At 70.2% G+C, this 13662-nt stretch carries 14 protein-coding genes; 11 read left to right on the plus strand and 3 right to left on the minus strand.

From position 1 onward, the window contains the following. Positions 1-68: 68 nt before the first annotated feature. From NAG42_RS28345 to NAG42_RS28355, 3 genes are all read left to right on the plus strand, one after another. Positions 69-2066 (plus strand): response regulator, encoded by a 1998-nt coding sequence (locus NAG42_RS28345; protein WP_250034835.1) that lies wholly within the window; start codon positions 69-71, stop codon positions 2064-2066. Positions 2067-2228: 162 nt separating this feature from the next. Continuing rightward, positions 2229-2906, plus strand: a complete 678-nt coding sequence (locus NAG42_RS28350) for a nucleotidyltransferase domain-containing protein (protein ID WP_250034836.1) — start codon at positions 2229-2231, stop codon at positions 2904-2906. A gap of 103 nt (positions 2907-3009) precedes the next feature. Beyond that, positions 3010-3516: a hypothetical protein gene (locus tag NAG42_RS28355; protein ID WP_250034837.1), complete on the plus strand. Its 507-nt coding sequence runs from the start codon at positions 3010-3012 to the stop codon at positions 3514-3516. A 570-nt stretch (positions 3517-4086) separates the two neighbouring features. On the opposite strand, the gene ctaD is transcribed toward NAG42_RS28355, so the two are convergent. Then, complete coding sequence (ctaD, locus tag NAG42_RS28360; RefSeq protein ID WP_250034838.1) at positions 4087-5832, minus strand: aa3-type cytochrome oxidase subunit I; 1746 nt, start codon at positions 5830-5832, stop codon at positions 4087-4089. A gap of 69 nt (positions 5833-5901) precedes the next feature. Next, the gene (locus tag NAG42_RS28365; protein WP_250034839.1) at positions 5902-6330 is read right to left on the minus strand and encodes a hypothetical protein; all 429 of its coding nucleotides are present in this window, start codon (positions 6328-6330) and stop codon (positions 5902-5904) included. 116 nt (positions 6331-6446) lie between these two features. On the opposite strand from NAG42_RS28365, the gene NAG42_RS28370 reads away from it, so the two are divergent. Together NAG42_RS28370 and NAG42_RS28375 are read left to right on the plus strand one after the other, a co-directional pair. Further along, positions 6447-7250, plus strand: a complete 804-nt coding sequence (locus tag NAG42_RS28370) for a CPBP family intramembrane glutamic endopeptidase (RefSeq protein WP_250034840.1) — start codon at positions 6447-6449, stop codon at positions 7248-7250. Positions 7251-7874: 624 nt separating this feature from the next. Then, positions 7875-8816 carry a sulfite exporter TauE/SafE family protein gene (locus NAG42_RS28375; RefSeq protein WP_250034841.1) on the plus strand — a complete coding sequence of 314 codons (942 nt, stop codon included), beginning with the start codon at positions 7875-7877 and terminating at the stop codon, positions 8814-8816. Between the two features lie 497 nt (positions 8817-9313). On the opposite strand, the gene NAG42_RS28380 is transcribed toward NAG42_RS28375, so the two are convergent. Beyond that, positions 9314-9517 carry a hypothetical protein gene (locus NAG42_RS28380; RefSeq protein ID WP_250034843.1) on the minus strand — a complete coding sequence of 68 codons (204 nt, stop codon included), beginning with the start codon at positions 9515-9517 and terminating at the stop codon, positions 9314-9316. A 76-nt stretch (positions 9518-9593) separates the two neighbouring features. Between NAG42_RS28380 and NAG42_RS28385 the strand changes: the two genes are divergently transcribed. From NAG42_RS28385 to NAG42_RS28410, 6 genes are all read left to right on the plus strand, one after another. Then, on the plus strand, positions 9594-10166 hold the full coding sequence (locus NAG42_RS28385) for a TetR family transcriptional regulator (RefSeq protein ID WP_250034845.1): 573 nt from the start codon (positions 9594-9596) through the stop codon (positions 10164-10166). A 31-nt stretch (positions 10167-10197) separates the two neighbouring features. Beyond that, positions 10198-10392 carry a hypothetical protein gene (locus NAG42_RS28390; protein ID WP_250034846.1) on the plus strand — a complete coding sequence of 65 codons (195 nt, stop codon included), beginning with the start codon at positions 10198-10200 and terminating at the stop codon, positions 10390-10392. A 479-nt stretch (positions 10393-10871) separates the two neighbouring features. Then, a complete protein-coding gene (locus NAG42_RS28395; protein ID WP_250034847.1) occupies positions 10872-11303 on the plus strand; it encodes a hypothetical protein in 432 nt (143 codons plus the stop codon). A 76-nt stretch (positions 11304-11379) separates the two neighbouring features. Next, positions 11380-12240 carry a tetratricopeptide repeat protein gene (locus NAG42_RS28400; RefSeq protein WP_250034849.1) on the plus strand — a complete coding sequence of 287 codons (861 nt, stop codon included), beginning with the start codon at positions 11380-11382 and terminating at the stop codon, positions 12238-12240. 274 nt (positions 12241-12514) lie between these two features. Then, positions 12515-13051, plus strand: a complete 537-nt coding sequence (locus tag NAG42_RS28405; RefSeq protein ID WP_250034851.1) for an RNA polymerase sigma factor — start codon at positions 12515-12517, stop codon at positions 13049-13051. Continuing rightward, on the plus strand, positions 13048-13650 hold the full coding sequence (locus NAG42_RS28410; RefSeq protein ID WP_250034852.1) for a hypothetical protein: 603 nt from the start codon (positions 13048-13050) through the stop codon (positions 13648-13650). The genes NAG42_RS28405 and NAG42_RS28410 overlap by 4 nt, the downstream gene beginning before the upstream one ends. The last annotated feature ends 12 nt before the right edge of the window (positions 13651-13662 follow it).

Here is a 13662-nt window from a genome sequence, read left to right on the forward strand (position 1 = left end):
TGATTAACGTACAAGGGATCTTTCCTGCATTAGTCTTATAACGGACATCAGTAGATGAGGAGCCGCCTGTGGCGACGGTGATGGTCGTGGACGATGTCGCCGCGAACCGGGATATCGTCCGCTTGCTGCTCGGATATCGGGGCCACGAGGTGATCGAGGCCAACGACGGGGCAGACGCGTTGCGCCTGGCCCACGAGCACCACCCCGACGTCGTCGTGTCCGATGTGCTGATGCCCGGCATCGACGGGCTTGAGCTCGTGCACCGGCTGCGCACCGACGACGACCAGCTCGCCGCGCAGGCCCCGGTGATCTTCTACACGGCCAACTACCTGGAGCCGGAGACCCGGCCGATCGCCGAGGCGTGCGGGGTCAGCCAGGTCGTGCTGCGCTCCCAGGACCCGCACGAGCTGCTCGACGCGGTGGACGCCGCGCTGGCCGGCGGGCCGGTGTCGATCGACGTGGTGCCCTCCGACGACTTCGCTCAGGCCCACGTGCAGGCGGTCAACGCCAAGCTGATCGAGAAGGTGCGCGCCCTGCACCACAGCGAGCGGCGCTTCGAGGCGATGGCCGTGGCGTCCCCGGTCGGCATCGCGCTGCTCGACGCCGAGGGTGAGGCCGACTACATCAATCCCCGGCTGGCCGAGATCATGCGTACGCCGATCTCGGGTCTCCTCGGACGCGGCTGGCTGGCCTGCCTGCCGGCGTCGGCGCACCGCGACGCCCTGGACCTGTTGCGGGGCGACGCGACCGAGCACCGGTTCATCCACCGGGTCGAGTTCCCCGACGGCGCGGTGCAGTCGCTGCGCCTGCAGCTGCGGCACATCCAGGACGACGACGCGGAGCTGGCCGGCGGCGTGCTCATGGTCGACGACGTCTCCGACGTGGTGGCGGCCGAGGAACGGCTGCGCGACGAGACCCAGCGCCGCCAGGACGACGCCCGCCGCCGCGACGCCGAACGGCTGGACAGCCTGCGGCGCATGGCCGGCGGTGCCGCGCACGACTTCAACAACATCCTGGGCGCGATCCTGGGTTACACGTCGCTGGCCATCGAATCGGTCACCGAGTCGGCCGACGTGCTGCCGCAGGACCTGTCGGCCTCGCTCCTGGCCGACCTCGACCAGGTGATCAAGGGCGGCGAGCGGGCCAAGGCGCTCACCCAGCAGCTGCTCGCGTTCGGCCGGCGCGAGATCACCCAGCCGGCCACCTTCGACCTCAACGCGCTGCTGCGCGAGCTGCAGGGCACCCTGCGCGAGGCGGCCGGCGGGGCCACGGTCGAGCTGCGGCCGTCCGCCGGGACGGCCGACGTGCGGGCCGACCCCCGCCAGCTCAGCCAGGTGCTGGTCAACCTGGTCAGCAACAGCGCCGACGCGATGCCGGGCGGCGGTCCGATCTGCATCGCCACGTCGGTGTCGGGCTCCGGCGACACGGTGGTGACGGTCAGCGACACCGGCCGGGGCATGGCCGGCGACGTGCTCAACCGCGCGTTCGAGCCGTTCTTCACCACGAAACGGTCGACCGGCACGGCCGGGCTCGGCCTCTCCACCGCCCACGGCATCGTCAGCCAGGCCGGCGGCCAGCTGACCCTGGCCTCGGTCCCGGGCGAGGGCACGACCGCGACGATCAAGCTGCCCGGCGTACGGGATCAGGCCGCACCGGCCGCGCCCCAGCCCGCCACCCCGGCCGAGCCCGGCGGCGGCGAGACCCTGCTGCTGGTCGACGACGAGCCCGACCTGCGCGAGGTGACCGCCCGTTTCCTGGACCGGGCCGGATACCGCGTGCTGTCCGCGGCCGACGCGGCCGAGGCCCTGCGCCTGCTCGACCGCGACGACCACCGCATCGCCGCCATGATCACCGACGTCGTGATGCCCGGCATGAACGGCCGCCAGCTGGCCCGGGTGGCCAAGCAGCGCCGCCCCGACCTCCGCGTCGTCTTCGTCTCCGGCTTCGCCGAGGCCCTGATCGACGAGGCCGGCAACAACCTCGAACCCGACTCGATGATCGTCGCCAAGCCCTACACCCGAGACCAGCTCCTGGCCGGCGTCCAGTCGGTACTCCGCCAAACCTGATCCCGCACCGACCCACCCCGGCCGCGCTGCTGCTCTTCGTCTCAGCGGCCCGCAGCCACCTCATCACCCGCCAACGCGCCATCCTGGCTTTACCCTGGCCGAACCCTCACCCCTGTCGATATCGATTGTCGGACGAGCCGAGGAGGCGGCAGGATCAGGCCGATGGACCCGCTGACCGACGCCCGTGATCTCGTCCTCTCCCGTTTCCCCCACGCCACCTGGGCGATCCTCACCGGCAGCGTGCTCGGCCCGTCCCGCACGGCCGGCTCCGACCTGGACATCGTCGTGCTCCAGGAGGAGGCCCCCGGATTTCGCGAGAGCCTGCGTTTCCGCGGCTGGCCGGTGGAGCTCTTCATTCAAACCCCCGCCCAGCTGACCGAGTTCCTCGCCCGCGAGCTGGCCCAGCGCAAGCCGAGCACCCACCGCATGATCGCCCACGGCGTCCCGCTGCTCGGCGACCCGGCCGACCTGACCACCCGATGCGCCCAGGTCCTCGCCGCCGGCCCACCACCACTGTCACCGGCCGAGCACGACCACCTCCGCTACGCCCTGACCGACCTGCTCGACGACCACCTCCACGCCACCGACCCCGGTGAGCGCACCGTCATAGCCACCACCTTGTGGACCGAGACCGCCCGAGCCGCCCTGGCCTTCGCCGCCCGCTGGCAGAGCACCGGGAAGTGGCTCCTGCGAGAGCTACGCGACCACGACGCCGACCTGGCCACGCGTTGGCTGGCCGCCCGCGACAACCCGGCTGCCCTGGCCACCGAGATCCTCGACCGGGTCGGCGGCCCGTTGTTCGACGGCTACCGGGCCCAGGCCCCCGGCCCGACCGCCTGACCAAGCCCGGCCGCACCCATCTGCTGGTTCGCCTCGAGCAGACCTTGTGAAGGTGTCGTGTGCCCCATGGCCACCCGCCTTCCCCCTGCCTAGGCTCTTGATCATGAGAGCGATCCGCGTCTGGCTGGCCATCTTCGTGGCCGGCCTCGTGCTCAGTGGAGTGACGGCCTTCCCGCTGGTTACGGAGGCTCGGCTGCTCGCCGCCATACTGCACGAAATCCCCGCCCCCGACGCCTTGGTCGTCTTCATCGACGATGTACGCGACGGCTTGGCAACGACCGGCACGAACTATCCGTACATCGCCTACGGCACCGACTGGCTGGCCTTCGCCCACCTGGCGATCGCGATGGCGTTCATCGGCCCCTGGCGCGACCCGATACGCAACATCTGGGTCCTGGAGTGGGCGATGCTCTGCTGCGCAGCCATCATCCCCTTGGCCTTGATCGCCGGCCCGATCCGCCAGCTGCCGTGGTGGTGGCTCCCCATCGACATCTCCTTCGGCGTACTGGGCCTCATCCCCTTGACCTTCGCCCACCGCCGCATCAAACACCTGGCACGACACCCCGAAGCCGACCCGGCCCAAGCCGCCGCCCCCAACCCCACGAACTAGCCCCGCCCCGCGACCCTTCCAGGCCGCGACGTGGTTTCACCGCCCAGCAAAGCCCACCAGGACGCTCAACGCCGTGACCTGCTTCCCCCGGCGGACGACCCACCACTTGTCCTACCAGACAGCCGCCGACCAACGCGTTCAACGCTCTCGCGTCCGCCAGCCACCCGACACTCGCACTTTCGCGCGCTCGTGCACCCACACACTCGCAACTGCGCACGGGCACTCGCTCAGCCGCGCGTCCGCGCCCGCGTAGTGGAGCTCTCGTGCTGCCGCACCGCGCACTCGCGTTCTCGCGCGGCCGAGATTCGCGCTCTCGCGCAGCCACGCACGCGCATCGCGAGACCTCGACGTATGCCGAAGGCAGAAGCAACCGGCATTGTCAATTTCCCGCCCCCACCCCAAAGGCCGGCCTGCAACACCCCACCACCTGGTTTCATCCCCAGCGCGGCAGCCAGATCCCCAACCCGTCAGGTGACCGCCACCCCAACCAGGCAATCAGCAGCCCGCGACCAAAGACATAGCCGCCGGCAAGCTCACCCGTCAACCGCAAGCAAGTCGACCAACCAAACCTCAATCCGACTGATCCTCTTTGTAGGTGGCCCCACCACTCGACTCAGAGGTCAACGGCCGAGCCCCACCCTCAGGCGGCCCAGACCGCGACTGCGCCCCCGCAGCCAATTCCGGGAACTTGGCATCAAAAGCCGGACGCTCGGACCGAATCCGCGGCATCCGGTCGAAGTTCCGCAACGGCGGAGGCGACGAGGTCGCCCACTCCAGCGAGTTCCCGTGCCCCCACGGATCATTTACCGTGACGAGCTGCCCCACCCGATACGACTTCCAGACGTTGTAGAGGAACGGCAGCGTGGACGCCCCCAGCACGAACGACCCCAGCGTGGAGAAGGTGTTGAGGAAAGTGAACTGGTCCGAAGCCAGATAGTCGGCGTAGCGCCGCGGCATCCCCTCGGCCCCCAGCCAGTGCTGCACCAGGAACGTGGTGTGGAACCCGAGGAACGTCAGCCAGAAGTGAATCTTGCCCAGGCGATCGTCCAGCATCCGCCCGAACATCTTGGGGAACCAGAAGTAGATGCCCGCGAATACCGCGAACACAATGGTCCCGAACAACACGTAGTGGAAGTGCGCCACCACGAAATAGCTGTCGTGCACGTGGAAGTCGATCGGCGGCGACGCCAGCAGCACCCCCGTCAGCCCGCCCAGCAGGAACGTCACCAGGAACCCGACGGCGAACAGCATGGGCGTCTCGAGGCTCACCTGCCCCCGCCACATCGTGCCGATCCACACGAAGAACTTCATGCCCGTCGGCACCGCGATGAGGTAGCTCAGCAGGCTGAAGAACGGCAGCAGCACCTGCCCGGTGGCGAACATGTGGTGCGCCCACACCACGAACGACAGCGCCGCGATCAGCAGGGTGGCCGACACGAGTCCCTTGTAGCCGAACACGGGCTTACGGCTGAACACCGGGATGACCTCGGTGATGATGCCGAAGAAGGGCAGCGCCACCACATACACCTCGGGGTGGCCGAAGAACCAGAACAGATGCTGCCACAGCATCGGCCCGCCGGTCTCCGGCGCGAAGACCTGCGCGCCCAGGATGCGATCGGCGGCCAGGGCGAACAACGCGGCCGCCAGGAACGGGAAGATCAGGATGACCAGGAGGCTGGTCAGCAGGATGTTCCAGGTGAAGATCGGCATCCGGAACATGGTCATGCCGGGCGCCCGCAGGGTCAGGATCGTGGTGATCATGTTGACGCCGCCGAGGATGGTGCCGAGCCCGCTCAGGGCCAGCCCGACCACCCACATGTTCGCGCCGACCCCGGGCGAGTGGATCGAGTCGCTCAGTGGCGCGTACGCCGTCCAGCCGAAGTCGGCCGCGCCGCCCGGGACCAGGAACCCGGCCACGGCCAGCGAGCCGCCGAACAGGTAGAGCCAGTAGGCGAACGCGTTCAGCCGCGGGAACGACACGTCGGGCGCGCCGATCTGCAGCGGCACGATGTAGTTGGCGAAGGCGAACACGATCGGCGTCGCGAACAGCAGCAGCATGATCGTGCCGTGCATGGTGAACAGCTGGTTGTACTGCTCGGGCGACAGAAACTGCATGCCGGGCCGGGCCAGCTCACCGCGCATCAGCAGCGCCATGAACCCGCCGACCATGAAGAACCCGAACGACGTGGCCAGATACATCAGGCCGATCTGCTTGGCGTCGGTCGTGCGGATGGTGCGGGCCAGGAAGCTGCCCCGGACCTGGGGCCGGACGGGCCAGGGCCGGGTGATGACAGGTTTCGGTTCGACCGCGGTCATGGAACCTCCTCGGGCGTGCCGAGGCCTGACGCTACGCCGACATTTTCAAGACCAACACCCGTACGGCGGTCAATCGACCATGAAGGAGGCAGTGACGACCTTCGTGGACGCACCGGCCGTGGCATCCGCGGCGCGATTCACCACATACCGGTAGGTCATCTTGCGGTTGCCCTGGGCCAGCCCGGCCCACGCGGCGCCGGTGGCGTTGGTCGGGAACGTCGTGGTCTGGTCGGTGATCCACGTCGTGCCGCTGCGGTGCTGCAGGCTGACGGTGACCCGCCCGGCCCGCTTCGGCTGGATCTGCATCGTCGCGCGCACCACGCCGACCGACCGGTAGTGCGCGACACCCTTGACGACCTTTGTGTACCCGATGAGCTTGACGGCCGCCTGGGCCGCCGGTTTGACCACCGGCGCGGCCTGCGCGGCCAGGGTGGCGGGCACGGCGAGGCTGCCGGCGAACACGGCGGCGGACAACAGGGCGGTCTTGAGTTTCAGCACGGACGTTCGTATCGGTGTCGCCGGCGCCGACTTTAGGCCACGGCACATCGACTTCCGGCGGCAGCGGCGGGCCGGCGTACGCCCGCAGACTCGTCAGATACGGGGAAGGGGTGCGGATGGAGCGACGGCTTCCGGGTGCGGTGCGGATCGGGATCGTTTTCGGTGCGGCCACGCTGATCTGGCTGTTCATCCACTGGGCGCGCGGTGCCCTCTTCGGCGGGGACGGCTACAGCCGCGGGGGGCACGCCTTCTCGGCGGTGACGGCAACGGTTCTGGCCGTGCCGATGGTGGTGCTGGCCTATCGCCATCTCGACCGGTTGCCCTGGAGCAGGCTCCGACGGGCTTCCCTCCGTACGGTGGGAAGGCTCTTGACAGCCGGGGCGGCAGGCTACCTGATCCCGGCGACGGTAGCCTTCACGATCTTCGTGGTGGCCGGGGTGGTGAGCATCGAGCTGAACGGGCCGGTGGCCGGCGCGATCCTCTCCGTCCTGGGATTGCTGGTCCTGGTGTTCCTCTACGAGGCGCTGCCCGAGGAGCTCATCTTCCGCGGCTACCTGTTCCGCAACCTCGCCACCGCGTTGCCGACGTGGGCCGTCGTGCTTGTCCAAGCGGCCTTGTTCACCCTGTTCGGCGTGCTGGTCGGTGCCGCCCCGAGCCTCGACCGCATGATCACGCTCTTCGGATTCGCGATCGTCCAGGGTCTGCTGCGGGCGGTGACCGACACGTTGTGGGTGCCGATCGGTTTCCACCTCGCGTTCCAGACCGCCGAGCAGATCGTCGGACCGGACTGGAACCGCTTCATCGTCAACGACCTGCCGCTGCTGCAGAACATCGTCATCGGACTCATCCCGCTCGCCCTCGGCGTAGTCACGGTCCAGCTACTGGGCCGGCGCGCCCGGCGCCCCGCGGTCATCAGATGATCCCAGCTCAAGTAGGCGGCCAGCCCCCCGCTCCGGCCGTTCGCCGCGCTTCTGGTCGACCACGCGGCGATGATCTCCGGCGCGGTGCCGCAGTCAGTGACCCGCAACCTGCCGGCCTGGCCTGACCCGCTGACGTGGCCGGAGCCGCTGGTGGCCTGACCCGCTGGTGTGGCCGGAGCCGCTGGTGTGGCCTGACCCGCGGGCGTTGCCTGGCCCGCTGGCGTGGCAGATCCGCTGGCCTCGTGGCACCCGCTGGCCTGGCCAGAGCCGTCACCTTGTGGAACCTGTGGAACTCGTACGCCTACTGGCCCGTCGCATCCGCTGGTTTGGCCGGACCCGCTGGCCTCGCGACGCCGGCCGGACTTGGTGCGAAACGGGGGAGGGCGGCCGGCTCACCGAATCCGCCGACATCGCCCTGGCCGCGGCCCGCGGGACTCCGGTTCGCACAACGGGCCGAGAGGAGTCAGGTGTCGAGAAAGGGACAGATCGGGCACCGCGTCGGCGTGTTGTTGCGTCGGAGCCTCGGTGGGTGGGATGCTCTTGCCCGTTCTCCTATCGAAATGGTAGGCACGATAGGCGCACCACACATTCGTCCCCACACAGTGCGCCTGGACTGGAGCGACCATGAGAAAGCTGATCCTCCTGGCCCTCGTCGGCCTGGGAGCGCAACTGGTCGACGGCAGCCTGGGCATGGCCTACGGCGTGACGTCGACGACGCTGCTGCTCGCGATCGGCACCAACCCGGCCGCGGCTTCGGCCACGATCCACCTGGCCGAGATCGGCACCACGCTCGTCTCCGGTTTCTCGCACTGGAAGTTCGGCAACGTCGACTGGAAAGTCGTCCTGAAGATCGGTCTGCCGGGAGCAGTGGGTGCTTTCGCGGGCGCCACGTTCCTCTCCTGGCTCTCCACCGAGACCGCGGCACCGCTGATGGCGATCATCCTGCTGGCGCTCGGTCTCTACGTCTTCATCCGCTTCACCACGATGGGCCTGCCCCAGGACCGGCAGGGCCTCCCGCTGCGCAAGCGGTTCCTGGCGCCGCTCGGTCTGGTGGCCGGTTTCGTCGACTCGACCGGCGGCGGTGGCTGGGGCCCGGTGGGCACCCCGGCGATCCTCGCGTCCGGCCGGCTCGAGCCCCGCAAGACGATCGGCTCGATCGACACCAGCGAGTTCCTGGTAGCGGTGGCCGCGAGCCTCGGCTTCCTGGTGGGCCTCGGCTCCGAGAACATCAACTTCGCCTGGGTCGGCGCCTTGCTGCTCGGCGGTGTGATCGCCGCGCCGATCGCCGCCTGGCTCGTCCGGCACATCCCGCCGCGCGTGCTCGGCGCCGCGGTCGGCGGTGTCATCATTCTCACCAACGGCCGCACGCTGCTGCGCTCCGACTGGATCGACGCTTCCGACGGCGTCCGCTACGCCATCTACGCCGTCATCTACATCGTCTGGGCCGCCGCGCTGGCCTACTCGTTCCGCGAGCACCGCAGGCAAGCGGCCGAGGAGCGCCTCCTCCGCGAGGAGACCGAGGCCCTCCCCGCAGCCGAGAGCCGCCGCGAGACCGAGCCCGCCTGACCGACCCTCCGATGGCCGCGCCGACACCCGTCGCCGCGGCCATCGCCTGTTCCAGCTGTCGCCTGTTCCAGCTGTCGCCTGTTCCAGCAATCGCCCGTTCCAGCAATCGCCGGTCTGCCATGGCGGTTCCGGCTGGGTGGGCGACATGGCTGTTCCGGCTGGGTGGGCGACATGGCTGTTCCGGCTAGGTGGATGACCTGGCCATGCTCTGGCGAGGGCACGCCTCACTGCTGTGCAAGGGCAGGCGCCATGACCCGCTCCGGGTGGGCATGCGCCACTGTCCGTCCCCGTCGGGATACGCCATGGCCGTGTTTCGGTGGGAAACGTGCGCCACTGTCCGTTTCGGGTTAGGTGCGAGCCGTCGTCGGCACTCCAGGGGAGACCTGGCAACCTTGGCGCAGCGCGCGGTCCGTCCCGGTTGGGGTGTGCGGTGCTGTCCGTTCCGGTTGGGGTGCGTGGCGCTGTCCGTTCCGGTTGGGTGCGCGGTGCTGTCGGCGCTAGGTCGTTGCCCGGCGGCTGCCCCAGCCGGCTAGGAGCAAGCCGGCCAGGGCCAGCACCACGTGCCCAGTCAGTTGAACTCCGAAGCCGCCCGGCAGCCAGCCGAGCAGACCCGCATTGTCGTGATCCAGGAGCTGCCGGATCGCTCCCTGCGCTCCGACAACCAGCAAAACCATGCCCATGACCAGTACGAATACCCGCATGCCGAACCCTCCCCGGTATCGTGGTACATCCGTACCATAACACGTAGTGATACGGTCGTACCAGAATGGAGAACGGATGCCGCGGCAGGTCGATCACGACGAACGGCGGCGGCGCATCGCAGCAGCGGTGTGGCGGCTGGCTGCCGCCGGTGGGCTCGAGGACGCAACGGTCCGGAGGGTCGCCGCTGAGGCCGGCGTGCCCGCCCGGCAGCTGCAGTACTACTTCGGCAGCCGAGACGACCTCCTGCTCGGCGCCCTCGACCTCCTCAACCGCGACGGCGAAGCGGAGGCGCAGCAGCGGGTCGCCGCGCTGGGCGCCACCCCGGCCCCGCGCGAGGTACTGCGCAGCATCTTGCTCGAGCTGCTGCCGCTCGATGAGAGCCGCCGGCAGCGACAGCTCGTGCACGCGGCCTATTTCGTCCGTTTCCTGGCCGACGACGGGCTGCGCGAGCGGATCCGTGACACCCCGCCCGAGCTGGAGGCCCTGATCGCCCTGCTGCTGCCGGAGCAGCACCGCGACGAGGCCGACTTCCTGCTGGCCGGAGCCGCTGGTCTGCAAGGAGCCGTTCTGCTCGGCCAGATGAGTGCGGAGCGTGCCGTCGAGCTGATCGACCGCCAGCTCGACCGGCTCTTCCCGGCCGCCGCCTGAGCACCCGGCGAATGGCCTACGGTTGGCGGTCATGATGACCGAACTGGCCCAGCAGATAGCCGAGGCGCTCAACGAGGCGCTCGACCAGCGTGTCGCCACCGATCACCACCTGCGGCACGTCGAGCGTGGGCTGGCGGCGGGCGGCCCCGACGAGCCGATCATCGCGCTCACCGTCGACGAGGTCGCCCGGATCGCCGCGCGCACGGCCCGCGACGCCTCGGCTTGACCGATTCGGGCCACGGCAAGACCTTTCCTGTACGGAGGGAGCTGCGGCGCCTCCAGCAATGCGCCGCCACGGCGGGTAAGCGGCCACGCCCCGCACGGGAAGGACTTCCGCAGAAGGCGCCGTGAGGAATGACGTGCCGGTCGAACGCTGAGGGGGCGCCGCCGGGAACTGCCCGAACTTGGCCAACTGCTCAGTGACGTGCACGACGAGCAGGACCGGTCTCCCGTGCTGAGAACCGCCGCCGGCACCGGCAAAATGCCGGATCTCGCCCCGGCCCCGGACCCCGCTCGGGCTGATCGGTGGCTTCGCGGCGGAGAAGAGGTCCGGGCGTCGAGCTTCTGGCCGCGGTGAGCCTCTCGTCGCTGCCCGCCGCGGCCCGCGAGCCCGGCCCCGATAGGCTTGCCCGCGCGCCCGGCTGGGAGACGAACGCCCAGCGTGCGTGGCGTGGCCGGCGTCGGTGACCGAGAGCGGGGAAGCCCATGCACGACGACTTGTTCAGCCCGACGATCCGGGAGCAGCCGGCGCCGGGCCGGCCGCCGTGGCGGCCCGAGTCGATCGTCTACCCCGCCTTCTTCGGCGGGCCGCTCGCCGCCGCCACGCTCGGCGTCCTCAACGGGCGCCGCCTCGCCCTCCCGACCGGCCACCTGCTGGCCATCGCGGGCGCCGGCCTGGCCGGCTTCGCCGCGCGGGCCGTGGTGGAGGGCTTCACCGACGGCAATTCCCCCACCCGGCTGGCCGGCACCGTCACCGGCCTGCTGGTCTGGCTGGTCGTGCTGTCGCTGCAGCGACGCCCGTTCCGCGTCGTCGCTTTGCGTGGACACGGGCCTGCTCGGCTGCTCGGCCCGGGCTTCGCGGCCGCGATCGGCTGTGGCCTGCTGGAGGCCATCCTGCTCGTGGTGCTGGTCCGATGAGCGCGACTCGGCACCGCACCCAAGAACACACGCTCGCACATCATGCACCGGCTCTCGCCTCCTCGACGGTGGTCCGATGAACGCGGCCCTGCACCACGCCCAGGCGCTGCTGGCCACCGGCCGGCCCGAGCAGGCGCTCACCGAGCTGTCGACGCTGCCCGCGAACGAGGTCACCGGCTCGTATGCGATGCAGCTGCGCTGCGCCGCGCTGAGTCAGCTCGACCGCTGGACCGAGGTGGGCGACGCCACCCGCGCCGGGCTGGCGGCCAACGGGCCCGACCCTGATCTGCTGCTGTGGCTGGGCCGCTCCGAGCACGAGGCCGGGCGTGATCCGATGGCCGAGCGGGTCCTGCTCGACGGTCTGGCGCTCGCGCCGCACGATGTGGATCTGCTCTGCGCGTACGCGGACCTGTGCGCGGCCAACGGTCAGCTGGACAAGGCCGGCAAGCTGGTGGATCTCGCCGCCGCCCGGGCGCCGCAGGCACCGGTGGTCTATGCGACGCGGATCCAGCTGGCCCACGCGCGCGGCGACGACCGCGAGGCGCAGCGGATCAGCCGCGAGTTCGTCGGGGTGCACCCGGAGAACCCGGTCGCGCACGCCCTGCTCGGCAGCACGAGCGCGGCCCGGGGGCAGGTCGACGCGGCATATGAAGGTTTCCGCCAGGCAGCGGCGGCCCGCCCGACCGAGCAGATCTTCGCCGAGTCGGCGATGGAGTTGCGCGTGGCGCGCCACCCGTTGATGCTCCCGCTGCGGCCCATCCTGCGCTTCGGCGCACTCAAGACCTGGCTGGTCGCGGTCGGCCTGATCATCGGTCTGCGCGCGGTCGGGCTGCCCGTCCTGGCCGGTCTGCTGGGCTTCGTCTGGCTCGCCTTCTGCGTGTACTCCTGGGTCGTGCCGCCACTCGTCCGCAAATGGGTCCTCCGCGGCTGGCGCTGAGACCGACGCCGGCGCTGAGACCGCGGCTGGCGCTGAGACGGCGGCTGGCGCTGAGACGGCGGCTGGCGCTGAGACGGCGGCTGGCGCTGAGACGGCGGCTGGCGCTGAGAATCCGGCGGGCGCTGAGAGCCCGGCTGGCGCTGAGGACCCGGCTGGCGCTGAAGCCGCGGCCTTCGCCGGGACCGCGGCGGGCGGTGAAGCGTGGCCGGAGGCGAAAGTGCTGTGGGCGATGAAAGACTGGGCCGGGAACCGGACATAGCTGAGAGTGGACCCTGTGAACCCCGACGACCGCCGGCAGCGGTTCGAGGCGGTGGCGCCCACGGTGATCGACGCCGTGCGCCGCTTCCTGGCCCGGCGCACGGACCCGGCCACCGCCGACGACGTGCTCCAGGAGACGTTGCTGGTCTGCTGGCGGCGTTTCGACGATGCCGCCACCGGCGAGGTGCTTCCCTGGGCGTACGGCGTCGCGCGCCTCTGCCTGGCCAACGCCGAGCGTTCACGCCGGCGGCAGGGGCGCCTGCTGGCCCGGATCCGGCAGCTTGACCCGCCGCGTTCCGTCTCACCCGCGCCCGGCCTGCCGGATGACGACCTGGCCGCCGCGCTGGCGTCGTTACGGGCCGACGATGCCGAGCTGCTCCGCCTGTGGGCGTGGGAGGAGTTGGCCCTGTCGCAGATCGCCGTCGTGCTCGGCATCAGCGCGAACGCGGTCAGCATCCGCCTGCACCGCGCGAAGCGAAGATTGCGCGACGAGTTGCGAAAGGGCGAAGCCTCCGCCGGACATGAGGAGTCGACAGAGGGGAGCCGGCCATGACGGACGACGACGACCTGCGCACACGCCTGCACCGGGCCGATCCGGCCGCCGACGTGCCGCCCACGGCTCCCGACCGGGTTTCCCGACTCCTGGAGAAGACGATGACCACCACGACCGCCGCTCCGCGCCGCACCACCGCGCTCCGCCCCACCCGGCTGATCACGCTGGCCGCCGCCGCGGTGGTGCTGATCGCCGCCCTCGGCACGTGGTTCGTGCTGCGCCCCGACAACACCCCTGGAGCTCCCGTGGCCGCCCCCACCGTCACTGAGATCACTGCCCCCGGCATCGCCGCCAAGTGCGCCGAGCCCACCGCCGACCGGTTGACGGAGGCGGCCGATCTCGCCTTCGCCGGCACGGTCACCACCATCGACGGCCGGATAGTGACGCTCGAGGTCACCAACGTCTTTCGCGGCGCCCCGACCGACGTGGTCCGCGTCGCCCAGACCGGCGACATCTCCGAGACCATGATGGGCAGTGGCAAGTTCGAGGTGGGCCGGGATTACCTCGTCGCCTCCTCCGAGGGCTCGATGCTGACCTGCGGTTACAGCGGCGAAGCGTCCTCCCCGGGGCTGGCCGGGCTCTACGACACCGCATTCTGATCGACGGGGGAG

It is taken from the genome of Paractinoplanes maris, assembly GCF_023544465.1.
In the GTDB taxonomy this organism is placed as follows: domain Bacteria; phylum Actinomycetota; class Actinomycetes; order Mycobacteriales; family Micromonosporaceae; genus Actinoplanes; species Actinoplanes maris.

Bases quoted from the DNA above. Each gene is read 5' to 3' on its own strand.
- NAG42_RS28410 (WP_250034852.1), top strand. From the start codon at position 13,048: ATGACGGACGACGACGACCTGCGCACACGCCTGCACCGGGCCGATCCG.
- NAG42_RS28375 (WP_250034841.1), top strand. From the start codon at position 7,875: ATGAGAAAGCTGATCCTCCTGGCCCTCGTCGGCCTGGGAGCGCAACTG.
- NAG42_RS28390 (WP_250034846.1), top strand. From the start codon at position 10,198: ATGATGACCGAACTGGCCCAGCAGATAGCCGAGGCGCTCAACGAGGCG.
- NAG42_RS28395 (WP_250034847.1), top strand. From the start codon at position 10,872: ATGCACGACGACTTGTTCAGCCCGACGATCCGGGAGCAGCCGGCGCCG.
- NAG42_RS28400 (WP_250034849.1), top strand. From the start codon at position 11,380: ATGAACGCGGCCCTGCACCACGCCCAGGCGCTGCTGGCCACCGGCCGG.
- NAG42_RS28385 (WP_250034845.1), top strand. From the start codon at position 9,594: ATGCCGCGGCAGGTCGATCACGACGAACGGCGGCGGCGCATCGCAGCA.
- NAG42_RS28370 (WP_250034840.1), top strand. From the start codon at position 6,447: ATGGAGCGACGGCTTCCGGGTGCGGTGCGGATCGGGATCGTTTTCGGT.
- NAG42_RS28355 (WP_250034837.1), top strand. From the start codon at position 3,010: ATGAGAGCGATCCGCGTCTGGCTGGCCATCTTCGTGGCCGGCCTCGTG.
- NAG42_RS28380 (WP_250034843.1), bottom strand. From the start codon at position 9,517: ATGCGGGTATTCGTACTGGTCATGGGCATGGTTTTGCTGGTTGTCGGA.
- ctaD (WP_250034838.1), bottom strand. From the start codon at position 5,832: ATGACCGCGGTCGAACCGAAACCTGTCATCACCCGGCCCTGGCCCGTC.
- NAG42_RS28350 (WP_250034836.1), top strand. From the start codon at position 2,229: ATGGACCCGCTGACCGACGCCCGTGATCTCGTCCTCTCCCGTTTCCCC.